Consider the following 19,887-nt stretch of genomic DNA (forward strand, 5'->3'; position numbering starts at 1 on the left):
GATGTGGGCCCTCCTTACACGTATTGGTTCAACATCACCGGCATCACCAGCATCAGCACGTCCTCGCCCTGCTGGGCCTGCGTCGGAGCCAGCAGGCCGGCGCGGTCGGGGTTATTCATGCTCAGCGTCACCTCCTCGCTGTCGAGGTTTGTAAGACACTCCTGCACGAATTGCGCATTGAAGCCAATGGTCATGGCATCGCCGTCGTACTGGCAGGCCAGCGTTTCAGTGCCTTCGTTGGAAAAGTCCAGGTCTTCAGCCGAAATAGTCAGCTCGGCATCGGCCAGCTTCAAGCGCACCTGGTGCGTCATTTTGTTGCTTACCAGGGCGCAGCGGCGTACTGCCTGCAGCAATTCGGTCCGGTTAATGAGCAACACGTTGGGGTTGCTCACCGGCAGCACGTTTTCGTAGTCGGGATACCGCTCATCGATGAGCCGTGCCATTACCTGGTACTGGTTGAACGTAAAGAAGGCTTGGCTCTGGCTGAACTGGGTGGCCACGATGGTAGCATCGGACGGCAGCAGGTTTTTCAGCAGATTCCACGCTTTGCGCGGAATAATGAGGTTGCGCTCCTCGCCGGCACCTAGGTCGGTGCGACGGTACCGCAGCAGGCGGTGGCCATCGGTGGCCACGAAGGTGAGTTGGGTGCGTGTGAGCTGCACCAGCACGCCACACATGGCCGGGCGCAGTTCATCGGTGCTGATGGCGAAGCGGGTTTTGCTGATGGCCCGTTGCAGCACTGATGAGGGAAGCTCGAGCAACGGCCGGGAACCAGGCTCGGGCTTGCGGGGGTACTGACTGGCATCTTCAGCCGCTAGCTTGTAACGGCCGTTGGCGGTCTGAATCTGTACCCGGTTTTCGTCGAGGTCGACGGTGATGGTAATCGGTTGGTCAGGCAGCTGCTTCAGCACGTCGCTCAGGATACGTGCCGGTACACAGATAGAGAATACATCGCCTTTACCTGCTTCGACTGGCAATGAGGTAACGACGAAAACTTCCAAATCTGAGGCGGTAAGGGTGAGCTTTCCGTCCTCGATGTGAAACACGAAATTTTCCAGGATGGGCACCACCGGGTTGTTGGTGATGACGGCCGCCAGCGGGGCCAGGGCTTTGAGCAGGGCACTGCTGCTTACAATAAACTTGGGCATGGGAGAATCGAGGTTGGGGCGCTAGTCGTTGCGCCAGGTGAGGGATTCGAGGCCGCGGGCGGTGCGTTCCTCCTGGTAGTGCTGAGCGGTGGGAGCCGGCGGCGCGGCCTGCTGGGCTTTCAGGTGCAGGGCGTAGCCCAAGGCCAGAGCGAGCACGGCGACCATGCTCAGGAGCATGCTGCCGAAATTCCGCTCAGCGCCAGCACGCAGCTGGTCGGGGGAGAGGCGGCGCCACTGTTCCAGGTATTGGGCCTGCGCAGCGCGGCGGGCGGCCTGAGCCGTGAGCTCGTGGGCCCGGCAGGTGCCCGAGAAGGCGGGGAGCTTACTCACCTTTCAGCTCCTTTCTCAGTTTGCTGATGGAGCCTTTCAGGCTGGTGATTTTCCGGTCGTTTTCCTTTACCAGCGCCTCGAGCTGGTGGGTGCGGGTGTTGGTGGCAGTTGCCAGCTTCAGGTGCTGCTCAGCAACAGTAGCCTGGCGCTCGGCCGCATCAGCCAGGCGCTGCAGGCACCCCAGCATGATTTCATCGTTGGTGACTTGGCGCCCAGCCGGGTTGGGCTGCCAGTCTTTGCGACTTTCGTCTTTATAATTTCCCATAACTTTGGGGGCTGTTAATTTTGAAGGAGTTGAAATGAAAGGGGTGTCGCGTTCCAGGCGACACCCCCTTTTTTATTCCACAGCTGGCAGCTTTTCCGCCAGCAAACAGTATTCATCGTTGCCGGCGTAGTGCTCGGCCCAGCCTGCTTTCATGGCTGCCTTCCAGATGGTGGCCGGGCTGAGCTTGCAGTCGACCCGGCGCAGCGCCCGCTCAGTGGCAGGGATGCCATACCAGGTGTTGACCTGAAAAGCACGGCGCAGAAAGGCAGCGAATTCAGCCGGCGTCATTTAGAAAGGCAGGTCGTTGTCATCGTCCGTGCCCGCTGGTACCGGCTGGGGCTTGGGCTTCGGCGCCGGCGTGGGCTTAGCGGCCGGCTTCGGTGCGGGAGCTGGGGCAGCTGCACTGGCCTCGAAGGGGTTGCCACCGTCGAACAGCGCCTGCAGGTTGATGGGCGTCTGCTTGGCCAGCGCCAGCACCTCGGCGCTGATGGCTTCGGGCGGATCAGCTACCACAGAGTATTCCGTGTTCAGGCCCGAGCCGGTTTTTGTAATGGTCAGGTCGTACTTGCTGGGGTGCCCGTACTTGGCATGCCGGCTGTATTCCTGAATGGCCGACTTAATGGCCACCTGGGTTACTTGCCAGATTTCAATCTTTTCGGTGTCGTAGTTGTACACCACCATAGCCCAGAACTCTTTCACGCGCTCGTCGCCACCGTTGGGGGCCTTTTTGCGCATACCAGCAGGGGCTTTGCCGGGGTTTTCCAAGCAGCGAACGGGCTTGTTGGCGTCGTTCCAGTATTCGTAGCCGATAGCTGGCTGCTTACTGAGGACGCGCAGCACGTTGGGGCCAGCCTGGAGCTTGGTATAATCACCACCGCCGGCGGTGGGTACTTCGTAGTTTTCTGGGAGGAATGACATGACTTAATGGACTTTGGGGTTTATGGACTTTTAATGAGGGCCGTGGCTGAGGTGGCCGGAAAGCCAGTCGGAGGCGAGTAGGCGCTAGGTGTGGCACAGGGCCGCTACCAGGGCTGCCAGCAACACCAAGCCCGAAAGGCGGGCGCGGAGTGAGAGCATGGAGGGGGAGCGTGAAGGGGTGAGAAATTAGCCGCGACGTTTAGCGCGTTTGTAGGCTATGCAGCTAGCTCTTGAGTAGCTGGTGCTGCGGCCATGTTTGGCGTGTTTTAGCAGTGTGCCGGGCCGTTCACGCTCCATAATGAGCGTAGTGCGCGACTTGATGCCAGTGAGCTTGAGAGCCGTTTTGGTGTCGACTTCATCATCTTGACTACTCACGAACTCTTGCACGAATGCTTGTAAGGCAAGGAATTCGCGACGTAAGTCGGCGATATCGGCAGGTGTAGCGAAGGGCATGACGGTTGTCATGACTAGGCGGCTGGGGCCGTGTTAAGGGTGGCTAAGTCTTGGGCAGCAGCGAGGCTGCCTGATTCGCGCGCAATGCGCAATGCCTCTATCACCACACGGTTCCCGGGCCGGCCTACGGCAAGTGCATCAGCAACTCCCTGACGAGAAATTCCCAGCTTTTTCGCAATTGCCGCTTGCGCTCCATAAGGAAGCAGCTTGCTTAAATCCGTCTTTTTTGCTTGCATGTCAATCTCCTTTACTTACATTTGGCTTGTCAATCACTTGACATTTCAAAGGTACGTAAGCAATGCTTTCTAAGTCAAGTATTGCTATCGGAAAAATGCCTAAAGTAAGCATTTTCCTTAAAACTTGAAAGCAATACTTACTTAAATGCCACAAAAAGACACCGCCGCTATGAAAATAAAGTTACTCCGTAAGCAGGCCGGACTTACACAGCAGGATTTGGCTAAAAAAATCGGTGTTAGCAGGGCCGCTATTTCCCAGTTTGAAACCGGGGAAAGTAAGCCGTCAGTAGAAACGTTAGTCAAACTATCATCTGAGTTCGATGTGGACGTTGAAGATCTCCTAAAGTCCACTGATGTTTCCCCCCGACAGCGGAACGCTACTCGTATCCCTATCGAAAATCTAAACCTGCGTGTACTCCCTTATTTGCCCATTCGGGCGCGGGCAACCTTTGCCGAGTCTTTTGCCGATGACACCCACAAATACAATTGGGAACAGGCCGAATCGATGGCAGTCATTGATATCCCCGATACCAAAGAGTTTACCGATGCTCTGGTCGTTGAAGTGAACGGCGACAGCATGGAGCCTACCCTGCGCAGCGGCGCCAAAGTTGTTGTAACACCAGTGGTGCAGAGTAACTGGCAGTACCTGCCCAGTGGCATCTATTGTATTATCTATAATGACAGTTTCGTAGTTAAGCGGGTAAAGAATAATACCCTGTTGGAAAACGGCCTGCTTATGCTCCACTCCGATAATCCAGAAGACGGCTCTTTCCCAGTCAGAGGCGAAGACATTCGGGCTATCTGGCGGGTGCGGTGGGCTGCCTATGTGCCGCTTTAGCCATGCCCGCCACCTTTAAGCTGATTCTGGCGCCTACTCACGACCGCGATGGTCTGCACGACGTGCGCCTGCGCATTACTGCCAACCGTGTGGTGCGCTACCTGAACGTGCCCGGGGTGGCCGTGGCGGCCAAACATTGGAACGACAAGCGCAGTCTCGATAAGCCGAACTACTTTAAGACCAGCCACCGCGAGCATGCCCAGCTGGAGCAAACGGCCAAAGGCTTTCTGGCCCGGGCCCAGCAGCTCGGGCGGGAACGACCCTACCTGAGTGCCGATGAGCTAAAGCAGTTGCTAAGCACCGGGGCCGACTTGGTCCCGGCGGCTACTGCAAAGGACTTCCTGGCCTTTGCTTATGCCAGCCACCAACGCGACGACGTAGGCAGCTTTTCAGAAGGCACCTGTGCCAATCGCCTAGCCTGCCTCAACAAGCTGGCCGAGTGCTGGGGGTGGGAGGAAGGCAAAAAGCCGCTGCTTGTCGAGCAGTTCACCGAGGCCGCGGTAGCGGACTTTGATGCGTGGATGAAGCGAGAGAAGGGCAATAACGCAACAACCCGCCGCAAAACGCTCGACATTCTGGGAATATACTTGCAGCGGGCCATTCGCCAGGGCGTCGTGCCGCGCTATGCTAACCCACTCGAATACTACGAACTGCCCACGCCGACGCCTACGCAAACTTGGCTCACCAGCGCCGAACTCGCGGCATTAGAATCCGTGCGCCTGCCCGCACAGCAGCATTTGGCCAGGACCACCTACTTTATTCAGTACTACCTCCACGGTTCGCGCATTGGCGTGGTGCTGCTGCTTCGGTGGAAGCAGCGGGCCCACGGTGTAGTGCGGTTTAAGATGGACAAAGGGGAACGGGAGAAGGTGGTGGAGGAGAGCCCCCAGCTGACGGCCTTGCTCGACTCGCTGCTGCCGGCTACTGGCCAGCCCGACCCAGATGCGTTTATCCTGCCCTGGCTCAAGCCATGGTATAACGAGCTTAGCCCCGCCCAACAACTCCACGAACGCAAGCGGGCCACGGCTGTGGTCAACATGAACCTGAAGCGGGCCGCCGCCCGGGCCGGCATCAATGGGAAGGTGTCGAGCCATACCAGCCGGCGGGCCTTGGCCAGCGACGCAGACAATCTTACCCACGACCTGGGCTTGGTGCAACGTCTACTCGGCCACACCAACCGGGCCACTACCGAGCGCTACACGCGGGGCCGGGATTCGCAAGTAGTTCAGCAGGGGGCCGCTGCTGTCTATGCTCAGCGTCCTATGCCCATTACAAAGGCCGATGACGAGGCCAAGTAAAACGCTGGTAAAACATTTCCCGAACACCCCCTTACATTTGTTATCCAATGTTCTGTCAACCGGGCGGGGACTTTCGGACGTCAGGCGTTCACGTGGGCTGTTCAAAACCAGCAGTCCCTTACGGGGTACACGCTCAAAGGGCAGTATCACAAATAGCACCCTGAGTGCAGGCCGAAGCCGTTGTGAAGGGAGCGGCACTGGTTGGAAAAGTGCAGGTAGGATTCCGGAGAAGGCCGTCTCGTAAAGTAAGGTTAGCCTTTCAATAGCTTTGCGGCTGCTTGCCTTGCATATTTTTAGCTGTAAAAGCAACGATAAAGCTCCCAGAAGTATCTATGCTTTGCAAGGTTATGCCGAAAGGAATAATTATTGCAGAAAGTCAGCCGCTTACTGCCATGCTGCGGGTAGTGCCTGGCTTGTCGAAATTGGGCCTTTTTGTAAAATCTGCGCCGAAATGTTTACCTTGTGCCATCAAACCGGTAGTTAGTTTCCTCAGAATTACCACCTCACCCAAACGAATTACACCCCTCTGTTTTCATTTTTACATTTTTTTCCAATGAAAAAAACACTACTTTCCCTGGGTCTGCTTGGCCTTGTCGGCAGCGCTCAGGCGCAATGGGTTGCAGTTAACCAAAACAACGTTCAGACTCCGCCCAACTACAACATCACCCATGTACACACTGTGTCGCCCACCGTTATGTGGGGTGTTGCCGAAGAAGCAGTAGCTAACTCCACGGCGACGACCTTTGTGAAAACTAACAATGCCGCTGGCACCGACTTCGACTTCAACGCGGTGACGGGTACGACCGGCTTTCAGGTTGCCAACATCTTTGGTTTGACTGACCAGACTGCTCTGGCTGCCCAGTTTGGCAACGGCGGTGAAATCCTGCGCACCGTTGATGGTGGCAACTCCTGGCGTAAAGTAACCACGGTTACTCAGTTCGCTGGTTCCCAGGGTGGCTTCGCCAACTTTGTGGCCATGTTCGACGCCAATGAAGGCGTATCCTTCGGCGACCCGGTTGGTGGCAACTTCGAGATTCTGCGTACCACCAACGGCGGCACAAGCTGGACGCGGGTACCCAACAGCAGCCTGAACATGACGCCCCTCACGGCCGACGAGTATGGCGTAGTAAACTCCTTCTTCGTGCTGGGCAACACCATCTGGGCTGGCAGCTCGCACGTTGCCGGTACTACCCCCCTGGTGGGCCGTATTTTCAAGTCGAACGACCGTGGCCTGACCTGGAACGCCTATAATACGCCGCTCATGGGTGGGGTATCGCACATCGCCTTCACCGACGCCATGAATGGTATTGCCAGCATTGGCGTTAACCTGGCCCGTACCACGGATGGTGGCATTACCTGGACGAGCATTACTCCCGCCAACAACGCCAACGGCCGCTTCTACTGGTTCAGCATCGACGCAGTACCCGGCACCCGTAACTTCATCAGCGTGGGCGGTGCCCTGGCAAGCATGAACACGGCTTCGGACTTCGGCTCTTCCTACAGCAGCGACGGTATCAACTGGCGCGACATTGACCGCAGCTCGCCCGGTAACGTGAACATCTATTTCGCAGTAGATGCCATTAGCAACAACAACGCTTACGCAGGCGGTCGCAGCAACGCAATGAGCGGTGCCGGTGGTATCTACCGCTGGGGTGGTGCTGTGCTGACCCCAACCCGCACGCTGGGTACCGGCAACGCTGCTTTGCAGAAGTCGCTGTCGGTTTACCCCAACCCCAGCGCCAATGGTGTGTTTAAGCTCACGATTGGCGAGACCCTGAAAACGGGAGCCAGCGTTCGGGTGGTGGACGCTCTGGGCCGTCAGGTACTGAGCCAGGAGCTGAGCGCTACCAACATTGCCGCCCAGTCAGTAAACCTGGACCTGAGCAAGGAGAAAGCTGGCGTGTACACCCTGCAGGTACGCACTGAGTCGGGCGTGGCTCAGCAAAAGCTCGTTATTGAGTAAGGTAATCCTGTTATAGTTATAAAAAAAGCCTCTCCGGTAAGGAGAGGCTTTTTTTTGCGGTGTAGGCTAGAAAAAAATTGCAAAAACACACTTACCTTCACGCGTCAACACTTTTTCATTTTATAAACAGAACCTTATGAACAAAAAACTACTTCTGCTTTCCCTGCTCGGTTTGGCAACTTCAGCCCAGGCCCAGTGGGTCGCTGTCAACCAGAACAACGTGCAGACGCCGCCGAACTACCGGGTTGACCAGCTGTCGACCGTAAGCCCCACCGTGACCTGGGGCCTCACTACCGAGAACGTAGCCAATTCCTTCAGCAACACCTTTGTAAAAACCAATAACCCAACCGGAACCGACTTCGATTTTAACGCCATAACCGGCACCGCGAACTATCGGGCAGCCAATATCCATGGTGTTTCGGATATGACGGCCCTGGTAGCCCAATACGGTGCCAGCGGGGGCGGGGAGATTCTGCGTACTACGGATGGGGGCAACTCCTGGCGCAAGGTGACCACCACCGCGCAGTTCTCCACCCCAGCCGGGTTCAACAACTGGGTGGTGATGCTCGACGCTACCAACGGCGTTTCCTTTGGTGACCCCAACGGTGGCAACTTTGAAATTCTCACCACGGCAAACGGCGGCACCACCTGGACCCGCGTACCAAACGCCAACATCCCCCAGCCCAACTCTCCGGACGAGGCCGGTCTGGTTCGCTCGTACTTTGCGCTGCCCGGCACCCCAGGAGTGAACGGTGGCCGTCCCATTCTCTGGGCTGGTACCGGCACGTTTGGCAGCACCCCCGGCCCGGTTCGTATTATGAAGTCGGTGGACTTGGGTCAAACCTGGACGGCTGCTAATACGCCCCTGACGGGCACCATTCAGCGGATTGCCTTTAAGGACGCCATGAACGGTATTGCCAAAAACCTGGAAATTAGTGGGGGCACCGTGACGGCTATCAACGTAATTCGCACCACGGACGGTGGAACTACCTGGACCCGGGTTACGCCGGTGGGCAACTACTACCGCAACGACATCGACGCTGCCAATGGCTATTTCTATAGCGTAGGCCCGCGCCTGATGACGGGCAACACCATTAACGACTTTGGCTCTTCACGGAGCGTGGATGGCATCAACTGGACCAACATCGACAACGGCGCTATCTATGTCAGCCTCGATTTGATTGCCAACGGAGCCGGCTACATTGGCGGTGTAACCAACAACACTACCGGTGCTGGAGGCCTGTTTAAAGGCGTAATCTCTGGCACCCGCGATGCCGCACTGCAGGCGAGCATGGCAGCGTATCCCAACCCCAGCCACAATGGCATCTTCCAACTGGAGCTCGGTACCCGCCTGAAGAGCGACGCCCAACTGACCGTGACTGATGCCTTGGGGCGCCGGGTACTCAGCCAAACCTTAAACGCTACCGCAGTAGGTGCACATACCCTCAACCTGGACCTGAGCAAGGAGCAGGCAGGCGTATACACCCTGCAGGTTCGTACCGATGCCGGTACTGCCCAGAAAAAGCTGGTGATTGAATAAGGTCTTTTTCCAGCCATTACCCCAAAGGGCTTCTCCAACTGGAGAAGCCCTTTTTGTTTGACCTGATTTAGTACTGCCGTTACGCGCCATCCGATTTTATGGCTCTCATTTAATAGGTTCATCATTTACTTTCGATGACCTGTAGTCAAATTTACTCGGGCTTTTGGAGGGCTTGAGTCGGGCCCAGGTTGAGTTACAAGTAAGGGTGCTCAAGGCGATGCTGCCGGCCTGGGGCTGGACTTTCGCCACCTACCGGGGCGTTTAACCTTGCAGATAGAACAGCGAAGCGGCGTGCTTACCGAAAACCTCGTAATACGGTAACTCAAAACCCATTTTACAGCAGGATTTGTGTGTTTCCCAGGACTAGATGCCCGGCGCGTAGCAACAACTGCGCTTCGTTTCAACAGCGAATTATGAGTGCTGGAGCCTGCTTTTTAATGGTAGGAAAGCTCGTCAGAAAGCGGGCTAAAAAAACGTGTTTTTATCGGGAAAAAACCGCGAAAAAATAGCCTGTATGGGATTAAATTGGTACTTTTGATTGTTCAGTAACAAGCGCGCCGAATGGCCGCAAAATACTAGATTTAACCCCGCCCTCATGAGCGATACGAAAGAGAAAAAAGCCCCCGCTGAGTATTCAGCCGATAGCATTCAGGTGCTGGAAGGCTTGGAGGCTGTGCGCAAGCGTCCCAGCATGTACATCGGCGACACGGGCCTGAAAGGCCTGCACCATCTGGTGTGGGAAGTGGTAGATAATTCCATCGACGAAGCCCTGGCCGGGCACTGCGACCGGATTGAAGTAACCATCAACGAAAACAACTCCATCAAGGTGCGCGACAATGGCCGCGGCATCCCGGTCGACTTTCACCAGAAGGAAGGCCGCTCGGCCCTGGAAGTGGTGCTGACCGTGCTGCACGCCGGGGGCAAGTTCGACAAGGACTCATACAAAGTTTCCGGTGGCCTGCACGGTGTAGGCGTGAGCTGCGTAAACGCCCTGAGCCAGGACCTGAAGGTTACCGTGCGCCGCAACGGCCACATCTACCAGCAGGAATACAAAATCGGCTTCCCCCAGTACCCCGTTAAGGAGATTGGCGACACCGATGAGCACGGCACCGAGGTGGAGTTCCTGCCCGACAACACCATCTTCTCGGAGTCGGTGTACCGCTACGACACCGTGGCCGGCCGCCTGCGCGATTTGTCCTACCTCAACAAAGGCATATTCATCAGCCTCACCGACCGCCGCGAGGTGCTGGAAGACGGCAGCTTCCGCTACGAGGAGTTCTACTCCGAAGGCGGCCTGCGCGACTTCGTGCAGTACCTCGACGGCAAGGAGCGCCCCTCCCTGCTGCCCGAGCCCATCTACGTGGAAAGCGAGAAGGGCGGCACGCCGGTGGAAGTGGCGCTGCAGTACAACAACTCCTACCAGGAGAACGTGTACAGCTACGTCAACAACATCAACACCATTGAAGGCGGCACGCACGTGGCCGGCTTCCGCTCGGCCCTGACGCGGGTGCTGAAAAACTACGCCGACAAAACCAAGATGCTGGAAAAGGCCAAGGTGGACGTGACCGGCGACGACTTCCGCGAAGGCCTCACGGCCGTTATCTCGGTGAAGGTGCAGGAGCCCCAGTTTGAGGGCCAGACCAAAACCAAGCTGGGCAACTCCGACGTGAGCGGCGCCGTGAACACCGTGGTAGGGGAGATTCTGACCCAGTACCTGGAGGAAAACCCCAAGCAGGCCATGCTCATCATGGACAAGGTGATTCTGGCCGCCAAGGCCCGCATTGCCGCCCGCAAGGCCAAGGACATGGTGCAGCGCAAAAACGTGCTGGGCTCCAACTCCCTGCCCGGCAAGCTGGCCGACTGCTCCGACTCCGACCCGGAAATCTGCGAGCTGTACCTGGTAGAAGGAGACTCGGCCGGCGGTACCGCCAAGCAGGGCCGCAACCGCGCGTTCCAGGCTATTCTGCCGTTGCGCGGTAAAATCCTGAACGTGGAGAAAGCCCAGGAGCACAAAATCCTGGAAAACGAGGAAATCAAGAACATGATTACCGCGCTGGGCGTGACGTTCAACGAGCGGAAGTCGCTGGCTTTCGGCACCGACGACGACGGAAACGAAACCGGCCCGCTGAACTTCGACAAGCTGCGCTACCACAAAATCATCATCATGACCGATGCTGATATCGACGGTTCGCACATCCGTACCCTGATTCTGACTTTCTTCTTCCGCTACATGCGCGAGCTGGTCGACCGCGGCTACATCTACATCGCCCTGCCGCCGCTTTACCTGGTGAAGCGCGGTAAGGAGGAGCGCTACTGCTGGACCGAAGAAGAGCGTTCGGCTGCGCAGGAAGAGCTGGGCCGGGGCAAGCCCGAAACGGTGAACGTGCAGCGCTACAAAGGGCTGGGCGAAATGAACGCCGAGCAGCTCTGGACCACTACCATGCAGCCCATGACCCGCACCCTGAAGCAGGTGACGGTGGAGTCGGCCGCTGAGGCCGACCACCTCTTCTCCATGCTGATGGGCGACGAAGTGGCGCCGCGCCGCGATTTCATCGAGCGAAACGCCAAGTACGCCAAGCTGGACGTATAAACCCAGCGAAAGAAAAAGGCCCGCTGCTTAGCGGGCCTTTTTCATTTGTGCCTGAATCTGCTTATTAAGCCCATGAAACAGCTTATTTCATCCGGGGCTCCCTGGGAGCCCATTATTGGCTATTCCCGCGCCGTGCGAGTGGGCAATGTGGTGGAAGTGGCCGGCACTACAGCCCAGGACGGTGAGGAAGTTAGCGGTGCAACCCCCTACGCCCAAGCCCGGAGAATACTAGAGAAGATAGCAGCGGCACTGGAACAGGCCGGGGCATCGTTGGAGGATGTGGTACGTACCCGGATTTACGTAACGGATATTACGGCCTGGCAGGAAGTTGGCCGGGCGCACGGGGAGGTGTTTGCCAATATCCGCCCGGCATCCACCATGGTGGAGGTTAAGGCCCTGATTGATTCGCGTTTGCTGGTAGAGATAGAGGCCACCGCCATTATTTCCCGCTAAAAAATACTTTCCAGGGCGGTTTTCACGTATTTTGCCCAGTCTTTCCCCAATTGATATGAAGCTGTTCAAGTCCGCCGACCTTATTCGCAAAAGCAAGTACATCAGCCGCGACCTGAGCTGGCTGCGCTTCAACTACCGCGTGCTCGACCAGGCCCAGGACCCCAGCCGCAGCTTGTTCGACAAGCTGAAGTTCCTGGCCATCACCAGCTCCAACCTCGACGAGTTTTTCATGATTCGCGTGGGCTCGCTCTACAACTACATCGACTACGGCAAAGAGCGGGTCGACTACTCGGGGCTGCGGGAGATGCCCTTCCGGCGCAAGCTGCTGGACTTTGCCCACCGCTTCGTGAACGACCAGTCGCTTACTTACCTCAACGAGCTGAAGCCGCAGTTTGAGAAGAGCGGCTTCAACATTCTGCGCATTGCCGACCTCACGGAGCTGGAGCTGAAAAAGGTGGATGGCTACTTCAAGAACACCATCTTCCCGCTGCTCACGCCCATGGTGTACGACTCCTACCACGGGTTTCCGCTGATGATGAACCAGATGCTCATCTTCGGCGTGGTGACGCGCATCGGCAACAGCCTGGGCCTGGACGGCGAGCCCGACAAAGGGCAGGAGCGCCTCACCTTCGTGCAGCTGCCCCAGAACCTGACCCGCTTCTTTGAGCTGAACCGCAAGGACAAGGTCATTTTCGTGCCCATTGAGGAAATCGTGCGCGAGTACCTGCCGCGCCTGTTCCGCAACGTAGAAATCCTGGCGGCTACCCTGTTCCGCATTACCCGCAACGGCGACTTCACCCTGGAAGAGTCCGACGACATTGACTCGGACTTTATCAAGGAAATTCAGGTGGGCCTGAAAACCCGCAAGCGGGGGCGCGTGGTGCGCGTGGAAGTAGAGCCCAATGCCTCGCCGGTGATGATGGAGGTGCTGCGTGAGCGCTGGAACATCGACAACGGCAACATCTTCGTCATCAATTCTCTGATTGACATGAAGGGACTGTGGCAGATAGTGCGCCACCCCAACTTCCGGGGCAAGGGCGCCAAGTCGCCGGCGCCGGTGCAGCCGCTAAGCCTGCCGGAAGGCACGGAGGACAACCTGTTTGAGTACCTCAAGCACCACGACGTGCTGCTGCACCACCCTTACAACAGCATCGAGCCCATGGTGCGCCTGCTGGAACAGGCCGCCGAAGACCCCCACGTACTGGGCATCAAGCAAACCATCTACCGCCTGGCCGACGACTCCCGCGTATCGGCGGCCCTGCTCAAAGCAGCGGAGAACGGCAAGCACGTCTCGGTGCTGTTTGAGGTGAAGGCGCGCTTCGATGAGGAAAAGAACATCCGGGAAGGCGCCCGGCTGGAGAAGGCCGGCTGCTTCGTCATTTATGGCGTGAGCAAGTACAAGACCCACACCAAGCTGATGATGATTATCCGCAAGGAAGGGGAGAAGGTGACGCGCTACGTGCACATCGGCTCGGGCAACTACAACGAGCAGACCTCGCGCCTTTACACCGACCTCAGCCTGCTGACCACCAACGACACCTATGGGCACGACGTGTCGGAGTTCTTCAACGTGATTACCGGGCACTCGCAGCCCGACGACTACGAGTACCTCATCACGGCGCCCAAAGACATGCGCCAGCAGCTGATTCACCTCATTCGGGAAGAAGTAAAGCACGCCCGCAAAGGCCTGCCCAGCGGCATTGTGATGAAGATGAATTCCTTGGAAGACAAGGAAATGATTGATGAGTTCTACAAGGCCGCCAAGGCCGGCGTACCCATCCGCTTTATCGTGCGCGGCATCTGCTGCCTGCGGCCGGGCCGGCCGGGGCTGAGCGACAACATCGAAGTGCGCAGCATTGTGGGCGAGTACCTGGAGCACGCCCGCCTCTTTTACTTCCACAACGGCGGCGACGCCCGCGTATATGCCGGCTCGGCCGACGTGATGGTGCGCTCCTTCGACCGCCGCATCGAGGCCCTGTTCCTGATTGTAAACCCACAGCTCAAGCGCGAGGCTATCAACATTCTGATGCTGAACATGCTGGACAACCAGAACAGCTACCAGATGCGCGAGGATGGGGCCTATATACGACAACGGCCCGCCGCAGGCGAGCCGGTCGTAAACGTACATCGGGACTTCTTCAAGCGCGACGAGGCCCAGCTGGCGCTGGCCACCCCCGAGGGGCTGCTGGCCCTACTGGACCAGCAGACGGCGCGCCGCCAGGAGCTGGCCGCGGCCCTGGGCACCATCGAGGAGAAGGCAGCTGTAGAAGCCGGGGGCGAGGCCCTGGACATTGATGAGGACGACGCCAGCGCCGACGACTTTGGCCGAGGGGGTGACGAGGTCGCCGCCCCTGCCGCCGATGACGCAGCCTCCGTCAGCGATGCCGGCCACGGGGAAGCTGGCTTTGGCAGCGAGGTTGATGTAGCGGACGCGGCGGCCATCGGCAAGCGACACTAGCACCAGGCTACCGGCCTGGGCCGCGTCGGCTGGCAGCTGGAAGCTGAGCTCGGTGCTGCCCGTAGCGGGGTTGGGCCAGGGCTGGCTCAGCACCGACTCGGGGGCGCGGCTGGCAGCGGCTGCCAGCAGGCGCTGGGAGGCATCGAAACGGACGGTCACGTAGGCCGAGTCCGTGGTGCCGGTTTCGTACACGGCATAGCGGATGACGGTGATGCCGACGCGGTTATTAGGCGTGTAGTCGAGCACCATGCTATTGTCGGTGCCGCCATTGGCAATGGTGATGGGCGAAGGCGAGGTGGTAACGTTGGGCGGGTAGCAGTTGACGCCGAAGCAGAAATTGTTTTCGGACCCGGCTACCTCCTGGCGAATCTGGCGCTGCAGGCCCAGGCGCAGGTTGCGGCCGGAGTTGTTGGTAATAACCACCGTTGCCTGCAGCGGTGAGGTCTGGGCATAGCCACCGTACACCGTGATGAGGGGAGCGCCGCTGAGGCTGACGCCTTGCAGCTGCCCGGCAGAGGCAGTATCGGCCAGGCCAAAAAGCACGGCCGTAGCGAGTAATAGTTTTTTCATGTTGGAAGCGTTGGGGTGTTGACGGAAGTAGGGGTGGTACGCAAACAAAAGCAGCGTGGTCGGGGGCGACCCGAGCAAAAATACAACTTAAGGGCGATATGAAAATGATGCTGCCAGGTTTCGGAAATAACTCCTAATTTTAGAGCCACGGAATAGCCGCAGTGCAGCTATTATGTTGATTTAAAAAGAATTTAACCACTCATTTTTACCTGTTCGGTATATGAAAAAACTTTTCCTCGCATTTGGCTGTGCCTTTAGCTGGCTGGCTGCCCAGCCAGCCATGGCCCAGTATTACATTGTGCCCAACCTGCGGGCAGGCCGCAACCCCGGCTATGTCAATACCGATGGCGAAGGCCGCTACGACCTGGGCCAGCCGGGCTGGAACCTGCTGGTAACCGGCGATGCCGCCACGCAGTCGGCCCCGGCCTGGTCGCCGGTGCAAACCCTGCCGTTCGGCTTTCAGATGAACGGGCAGACGTTTAACAGCTACAAGGTGTCGACCAGCGGGGTGCTGACGTTCACGACTTCGGCTACCAGCGTACCGGCTACCTTCAATACGGCGCTGCCCTCGCCCCAGATTCCCGACAACTCGGTGTGCATCTGGGGCCTGTTGATGACGGCCAGCAACGATTACATGATTAGCAAAACCTTTGGCACCGCGCCGCGCCGCCAGCACTGGATTCAGTTTAACTCGGCGAGCCTGCCCACGGGCAGCACCAGCGTTCCGATTACGGGGGGCTTTGTGTACTGCTCCATGGTGCTGGAAGAAGGCTCCAACAAGGTGTACATGGTATGGCAGCGCTCCGGCCCCAACGGCCAGACCCTGACGGCGGGTATTCAGCTCGACGGTACCCAGGCCGTGCAGGTGCCCGCTTCCCCCAATGTGAGCATTCCCGACCTGGGCGACGCCACCCCGGCCGACAATGCCTACTATGAGTTTACGCCGGGTACCCAGCCCGCCCTGGACATAGCCGCCGACCTGCTGCGCTTGCCTAACTCCGCTACCCGCCAGAGCAGCGTATCTATTCGCGGGGCTTTCCGCAACTTGGGCACCCAGACCATCACCAACCTCACGGCTAACTACCGGGTTGGCAATGGGCCCGTAGTGTCGGCCCCCCTCAGCGGCTACAGCGTGGGCCTGTTCGATACCGCCACGTTTGTGCATCCTACGGCCTGGCAGCCCAGTGCTGGCGGCGTGATTCCGCTGAAAGTGTGGTTTAGCAGCCCCAACGGTGGGGTAGACCAGCAGCCGTCCAACGATACGCTGCGGGCCACGGTGGTGGTAGCCGACTCGTCGATGCGCCGCAAAGTGGTACAGGAAGACTTCACCAGCAGCACCTGCCCGCCCTGCCGCCCCGGCAACATCAACACCCGTAACATCAACACCCAGCCGGCTAACCGGAATAAGTTCGTGGAAATCAAGTACCAGCAGAATTTCCCGGCCCCAGGCACCGACCCCTATTACACTGTAGAAAGCGGCGCCCGGTTTAACTATTATTCGGGCTCCTTTGTGCCATACATGCTGCTGGACGGCACGGCCGCCTGGGACCAGGTTGGCGGTGGCAACTCCAACTACTACACGGCGGCAACGCTAAACCAGTACTATGCCCGGCCGGCCCTAGCCCGTATTACCGGCGACTACACCCTCACGCGCGGCAACACCGTGACGGTGAGTGCCAACATTAAGCCCCTGCTGCCCGTACCTGCCGACCGCATGGTGGTACACATGGTGGTGACGGAGCGGGAAACCCGCAACAACGCCCGCACCAACGGCGAAACCCGGTTCTACGACGTAATGAAGAAGATGCTGCCCAACCAGAACGGTACCAACATGCCGGCCACGGGCTCGGGCCAGACCTTCACCCTTAACCAAACCTTTAACATCTCGACCCTGCCCGCCTCGCAGGCCGTGGAGAACTTCGACAGCCTGCGGGTAGTGGTATTCGTGCAAGACCTGGTAACCAAGGAAATCTACCAGGGCGAGTACCTGAACCTGCGCAACCCGCTGGGCACCCGCCACGCACAAAGCGGCACGGCGTTCGAGCTGGCGCCCAACCCATCTACGGGCCAAACCACGCTCTACACCTCGCTGGCTCGCCCCGAAACCGTACGGGTGGAAGTGCTGGACGTGCTCGGCCGCGTGGTGCTGGAGCGCAAGCAGCTGGCGCTGGGCAGCGGTGCCCAGGAAATTCCACTGAACCTGACGCAGCAGGCCGCCGGCCTGTACACCGTGCGCCTGGTAACCAGCCAGGGCGTGCGCACCAGCAAGCTGACCCTGGAATAATGTTTGTGCTATAGCTTCGAGAGCCCGGCCAGCAGCCACCCCGGCTGGCCGGGCTTTTTGCTTTTCATCTTCGCTTCCCTCGCATGAGAAAAAATACGACTTTGTTAATGACAGCGGGCCTTCTGGCCCTTGCTGCCCCCGCTGCGCTGGCGCAGTCGGGCTCTTCGGCCCCGGCGCAGTCGGCCACCCCCAACGATGCGGACCTGAAAAGCCGCCGCCTGCCTGCCGTCACCGTGCGCTCACTCGATGGCAAGCCCGTTAGCACGGCTGCTTTGCCCGGGGTAGGGCAGGGCAAGCCGGTCATCATCAGCTTCTGGGCTACCTGGTGCAAGCCTTGCATCGCGGAGCTGACCAACATCCACGAGCTGTTTCCGGACTTGCAGAAGGACACCGGCGCCCAGCTGATTGCCATCAGCATCGACGACGCCCGCAATGCGGCCAAGGTAGGCCCCCTGGCCCGGGGCCGGGGCTGGGAGTACCCCGTGTACCTCGACCAGAACCAGGACCTGAAGCGGGCTCTGAACGTGAACAACGTGCCTCACACCTTTCTGCTGAATGGCGCCGGCGAAATCGTATGGCAGCACAACGCCTACAACGAAGGCGACGAGGCCCACCTCGTGGAGCTGGTGCGCAAAGTAGCCAAAGGCGAAAAAATCAGCCAGTAGCATAGCCCCGAGCTACCTGAAAATGCCTGCCGGAAGCGTATCTTTCGGCAGGCATTTCTATTTTTTATTCGATGACAAACGCCTACCGTAGTTTAGCGACTACTCTGGCCTGGGGCGGAACCCTGCTGCTGCCGCTGGCCAGCTTCGCCCAGAGTGGCAACGGGCTGCTGCAGGGCGCCCAGCTGCACGGCGACTTTCAGACCGACGTGCAGACCTACAAGGCCGACCCCGCCATTGGGGCGCCCGACGTGCCCGAGCGGCTGCGCAGCAACACCTTCGCCAACCTGATTCTGACTGCCGGCAAGTTCACGGCCGGCGCCCGCTACGAGGCCTACCTGCCTCAGCTGCAGGGCTTCGACCCCCGCTACCGGGGCCAGGGCGTGCCGTACCGCTTCGCCAGCTACGACGCCGGGCGCATCGCCGTGACGGTGGGCAACTTCTACGAGCAGTTTGGCAGCGGCCTCATCTTCCGGGCCTACGAGGAGCGCAACCTGGGCATCGACAACTCCATCGATGGGCTGCGGGTACGGGCCCAGCCCGTGCCGGGGGTGCGCCTCACGGGCGTTATTGGCAAGCAGCGCCGCTTTTTTGAGCAAAGCCCGGCCACGGTGCGCGGCATCGACGCCGAGCTGAGCTTAAACGAGCTGCTGCCGGGGCTGGACTCGGCCGCCACGCGCCTGACCGTGGGCGGTAGCTTTGTGAGCAAGTTCCAGGCCGACGACGACCCGGCCCTGGTGCTGCCGGAAAACGTGGGCGCCGGTGCGGCCCGCATCAGCCTCAGCAACGGCGGCTTTAACCTGAACGCTGAGTACGCCCGCAAAGCCAACGACCCCTCGGCAGCCAATGGCTTTATCTACCGCGCCGGCGAGTCGCTGCTCGTAACGGCTACCTACGCCCGCAATGGCTTTGGCCTGGTGCTGGGCGCCAAGCGGGTCGACAACATGGACTTCCGCACCGACCGCACGGCGGCATCCAACGTGTCGGTGCTCAACTTCCTGCCCGCCCTGACCAAGCAGCACACCTACATGCTGGCGGCCAGCATCTACCCCTACGCCACCCAGCCCCTGGGTGAGATGAGCGGGCAGGTGGAGCTTACCTACCACGTGCCCAGCGGCAGCTGGGGCGGTACCTATGGTACCGACATCGCCATAAACTTCGCGGCCGTCAACGCCATCGACAAGCAGGCCGCGCCCGACCGCAACACCAACAGCAGCAGCGGCTACGAGTCGGGCTTTTTCCGGGTGGGCGGGCCGGTGTACTTCCGCGACTTCAACGTGGAGCTGCACCGCCGCTTCAACAAGAAATGGAAGGCCAACGCCATGTACGCCCACTTTGTGTACAACAAAGATGTGGTGGAAGGGCTGGGGCAGGGCGCCTACGGCATTATCAGCTCCGACCTGGGCGTGCTCGACGTGACGTACAAGGTGTCGGCCAAGCACAGCCTGCGCAGCGAGGTGCAGGGGCTGTTTACCAAGCGCGACCAGGGCTCCTGGGCCATGGCGCTGCTGGAATACACCTACTCGCCGCACTTCTTCGCTACGGTGTACGACCAGTACAACTACGGCAACCCCAACCCGGCGCAGCAGATTCATTACATCACCGGGCAGGTGGGCTACATAGGCGGCACTACGCGGGTGGCCGTGGGCTATGGCCGCCAGCGGGCCGGCATTGTGTGCGTGGGCGGCGTGTGCCGCTTCGTGCCCGCCTCCAATGGCGCTACCCTGAGCATCACCAGCAGCTTTTAGAACTTAGTTAGTTGGGTTTTGGGCATTAGATTATTGATGCCAATGACCTAATAACGGATGTAAGCTGTTAACTGAATTATCTCGCGCTAGCTCCACAGAACCTAAGTCCTGGTATCTAAGACCAAAGACCTAA

At 59.0% G+C, this 19,887-nt stretch carries 16 protein-coding genes; 10 read left to right on the plus strand and 6 right to left on the minus strand.

Going from position 1 to position 19,887, the window contains the following annotated elements; all coding sequences use genetic code 11:
* Positions 1 to 14: 14 nt before the first annotated feature.
* From dnaN to ABD919_RS03695, 6 genes are all read right to left on the minus strand, one after another.
* The gene (dnaN, locus tag ABD919_RS03670; RefSeq protein WP_345233892.1) at positions 15 to 1,148 is read right to left on the minus strand and encodes a DNA polymerase III subunit beta; all 1,134 of its coding nucleotides are present in this window, start codon (positions 1,146 to 1,148) and stop codon (positions 15 to 17) included.
* 21 nt (positions 1,149 to 1,169) lie between these two features.
* Positions 1,170 to 1,478, minus strand: a complete 309-nt coding sequence (locus ABD919_RS03675) for a hypothetical protein (RefSeq protein ID WP_345233894.1) — start codon at positions 1,476 to 1,478, stop codon at positions 1,170 to 1,172.
* Positions 1,471 to 1,743: a hypothetical protein gene (locus ABD919_RS03680; protein WP_345233896.1), complete on the minus strand. Its 273-nt coding sequence runs from the start codon at positions 1,741 to 1,743 to the stop codon at positions 1,471 to 1,473. Before ABD919_RS03680 ends, ABD919_RS03675 begins: the two co-directional genes overlap by 8 nt.
* A 72-nt stretch (positions 1,744 to 1,815) precedes the next feature.
* Positions 1,816 to 2,031, minus strand: a complete 216-nt coding sequence (locus ABD919_RS03685; protein ID WP_345233898.1) for a hypothetical protein — start codon at positions 2,029 to 2,031, stop codon at positions 1,816 to 1,818.
* Positions 2,032 to 2,661 carry a hypothetical protein gene (locus tag ABD919_RS03690; RefSeq protein WP_345233900.1) on the minus strand — a complete coding sequence of 210 codons (630 nt, stop codon included), beginning with the start codon at positions 2,659 to 2,661 and terminating at the stop codon, positions 2,032 to 2,034.
* A gap of 186 nt (positions 2,662 to 2,847) precedes the next feature.
* The gene (locus ABD919_RS03695; protein ID WP_345233901.1) at positions 2,848 to 3,126 is read right to left on the minus strand and encodes a hypothetical protein; all 279 of its coding nucleotides are present in this window, start codon (positions 3,124 to 3,126) and stop codon (positions 2,848 to 2,850) included.
* A 369-nt stretch (positions 3,127 to 3,495) separates the two neighbouring features.
* Between ABD919_RS03695 and ABD919_RS03700 the strand changes: the two genes are divergently transcribed.
* The 10 genes from ABD919_RS03700 (at position 3,496) to ABD919_RS03745 (ending at position 19,754) form a co-directional block, all read left to right on the plus strand.
* Complete coding sequence (locus ABD919_RS03700) at positions 3,496 to 4,188, plus strand: XRE family transcriptional regulator (RefSeq protein ID WP_345233903.1); 693 nt, start codon at positions 3,496 to 3,498, stop codon at positions 4,186 to 4,188.
* 2 nt (positions 4,189 to 4,190) lie between these two features.
* Positions 4,191 to 5,486, plus strand: a complete 1,296-nt coding sequence (locus tag ABD919_RS03705) for a tyrosine-type recombinase/integrase (protein WP_345233905.1) — start codon at positions 4,191 to 4,193, stop codon at positions 5,484 to 5,486.
* A 553-nt stretch (positions 5,487 to 6,039) separates the two neighbouring features.
* A complete protein-coding gene (locus tag ABD919_RS03710) occupies positions 6,040 to 7,449 on the plus strand; it encodes a T9SS type A sorting domain-containing protein (protein WP_345233906.1) in 1,410 nt (469 codons plus the stop codon).
* A 136-nt stretch (positions 7,450 to 7,585) separates the two neighbouring features.
* The gene (locus tag ABD919_RS03715) at positions 7,586 to 8,989 is read left to right on the plus strand and encodes a T9SS type A sorting domain-containing protein (RefSeq protein WP_345233908.1); all 1,404 of its coding nucleotides are present in this window, start codon (positions 7,586 to 7,588) and stop codon (positions 8,987 to 8,989) included.
* Positions 8,990 to 9,584: 595 nt separating this feature from the next.
* Entirely contained in the window at positions 9,585 to 11,579 is a 1,995-nt protein-coding gene (gene gyrB, locus ABD919_RS03720) for a DNA topoisomerase (ATP-hydrolyzing) subunit B (protein ID WP_345233910.1), read from the plus strand.
* Positions 11,580 to 11,651: 72 nt separating this feature from the next.
* Positions 11,652 to 12,032 (plus strand): RidA family protein, encoded by a 381-nt coding sequence (locus tag ABD919_RS03725; protein WP_345233912.1) that lies wholly within the window; start codon positions 11,652 to 11,654, stop codon positions 12,030 to 12,032.
* Positions 12,033 to 12,087: 55 nt separating this feature from the next.
* Complete coding sequence (gene ppk1 / locus ABD919_RS03730) at positions 12,088 to 14,490, plus strand: polyphosphate kinase 1 (protein WP_345233914.1); 2,403 nt, start codon at positions 12,088 to 12,090, stop codon at positions 14,488 to 14,490.
* A 790-nt stretch (positions 14,491 to 15,280) separates the two neighbouring features.
* A complete protein-coding gene (locus tag ABD919_RS03735) occupies positions 15,281 to 17,344 on the plus strand; it encodes a T9SS type A sorting domain-containing protein (RefSeq protein ID WP_345233915.1) in 2,064 nt (687 codons plus the stop codon).
* 83 nt (positions 17,345 to 17,427) lie between these two features.
* Positions 17,428 to 18,009: a TlpA family protein disulfide reductase gene (locus tag ABD919_RS03740; protein WP_345233917.1), complete on the plus strand. Its 582-nt coding sequence runs from the start codon at positions 17,428 to 17,430 to the stop codon at positions 18,007 to 18,009.
* Between the two features lie 71 nt (positions 18,010 to 18,080).
* Positions 18,081 to 19,754, plus strand: coding sequence for a DUF6029 family protein (locus ABD919_RS03745; RefSeq protein WP_345233919.1), 1,674 nt, complete (start codon positions 18,081 to 18,083; stop codon positions 19,752 to 19,754).
* Positions 19,755 to 19,887: the final 133 nt, after the last annotated feature.

Source organism: Hymenobacter saemangeumensis (genome assembly GCF_039541835.1).
Classification (GTDB): domain Bacteria; phylum Bacteroidota; class Bacteroidia; order Cytophagales; family Hymenobacteraceae; genus Hymenobacter; species Hymenobacter saemangeumensis.

Coding starts and splice junctions, on each gene's coding strand:
- ppk1 (WP_345233914.1), top strand. CDS start 12,088: ATGAAGCTGTTCAAGTCCGCCGACCTTATTCGCAAAAGCAAGTACATC.
- ABD919_RS03710 (WP_345233906.1), top strand. CDS start 6,040: ATGAAAAAAACACTACTTTCCCTGGGTCTGCTTGGCCTTGTCGGCAGC.
- ABD919_RS03685 (WP_345233898.1), bottom strand. CDS start 2,031: ATGACGCCGGCTGAATTCGCTGCCTTTCTGCGCCGTGCTTTTCAGGTC.
- ABD919_RS03740 (WP_345233917.1), top strand. CDS start 17,428: ATGAGAAAAAATACGACTTTGTTAATGACAGCGGGCCTTCTGGCCCTT.
- ABD919_RS03705 (WP_345233905.1), top strand. CDS start 4,191: ATGCCCGCCACCTTTAAGCTGATTCTGGCGCCTACTCACGACCGCGAT.
- ABD919_RS03680 (WP_345233896.1), bottom strand. CDS start 1,743: ATGGGAAATTATAAAGACGAAAGTCGCAAAGACTGGCAGCCCAACCCG.
- gyrB (WP_345233910.1), top strand. CDS start 9,585: ATGAGCGATACGAAAGAGAAAAAAGCCCCCGCTGAGTATTCAGCCGAT.
- ABD919_RS03735 (WP_345233915.1), top strand. CDS start 15,281: ATGAAAAAACTTTTCCTCGCATTTGGCTGTGCCTTTAGCTGGCTGGCT.
- ABD919_RS03715 (WP_345233908.1), top strand. CDS start 7,586: ATGAACAAAAAACTACTTCTGCTTTCCCTGCTCGGTTTGGCAACTTCA.
- ABD919_RS03725 (WP_345233912.1), top strand. CDS start 11,652: ATGAAACAGCTTATTTCATCCGGGGCTCCCTGGGAGCCCATTATTGGC.
- ABD919_RS03695 (WP_345233901.1), bottom strand. CDS start 3,126: ATGACAACCGTCATGCCCTTCGCTACACCTGCCGATATCGCCGACTTA.
- ABD919_RS03690 (WP_345233900.1), bottom strand. CDS start 2,661: ATGTCATTCCTCCCAGAAAACTACGAAGTACCCACCGCCGGCGGTGGT.
- ABD919_RS03745 (WP_345233919.1), top strand. CDS start 18,081: ATGACAAACGCCTACCGTAGTTTAGCGACTACTCTGGCCTGGGGCGGA.
- ABD919_RS03700 (WP_345233903.1), top strand. CDS start 3,496: ATGCCACAAAAAGACACCGCCGCTATGAAAATAAAGTTACTCCGTAAG.
- dnaN (WP_345233892.1), bottom strand. CDS start 1,148: ATGCCCAAGTTTATTGTAAGCAGCAGTGCCCTGCTCAAAGCCCTGGCC.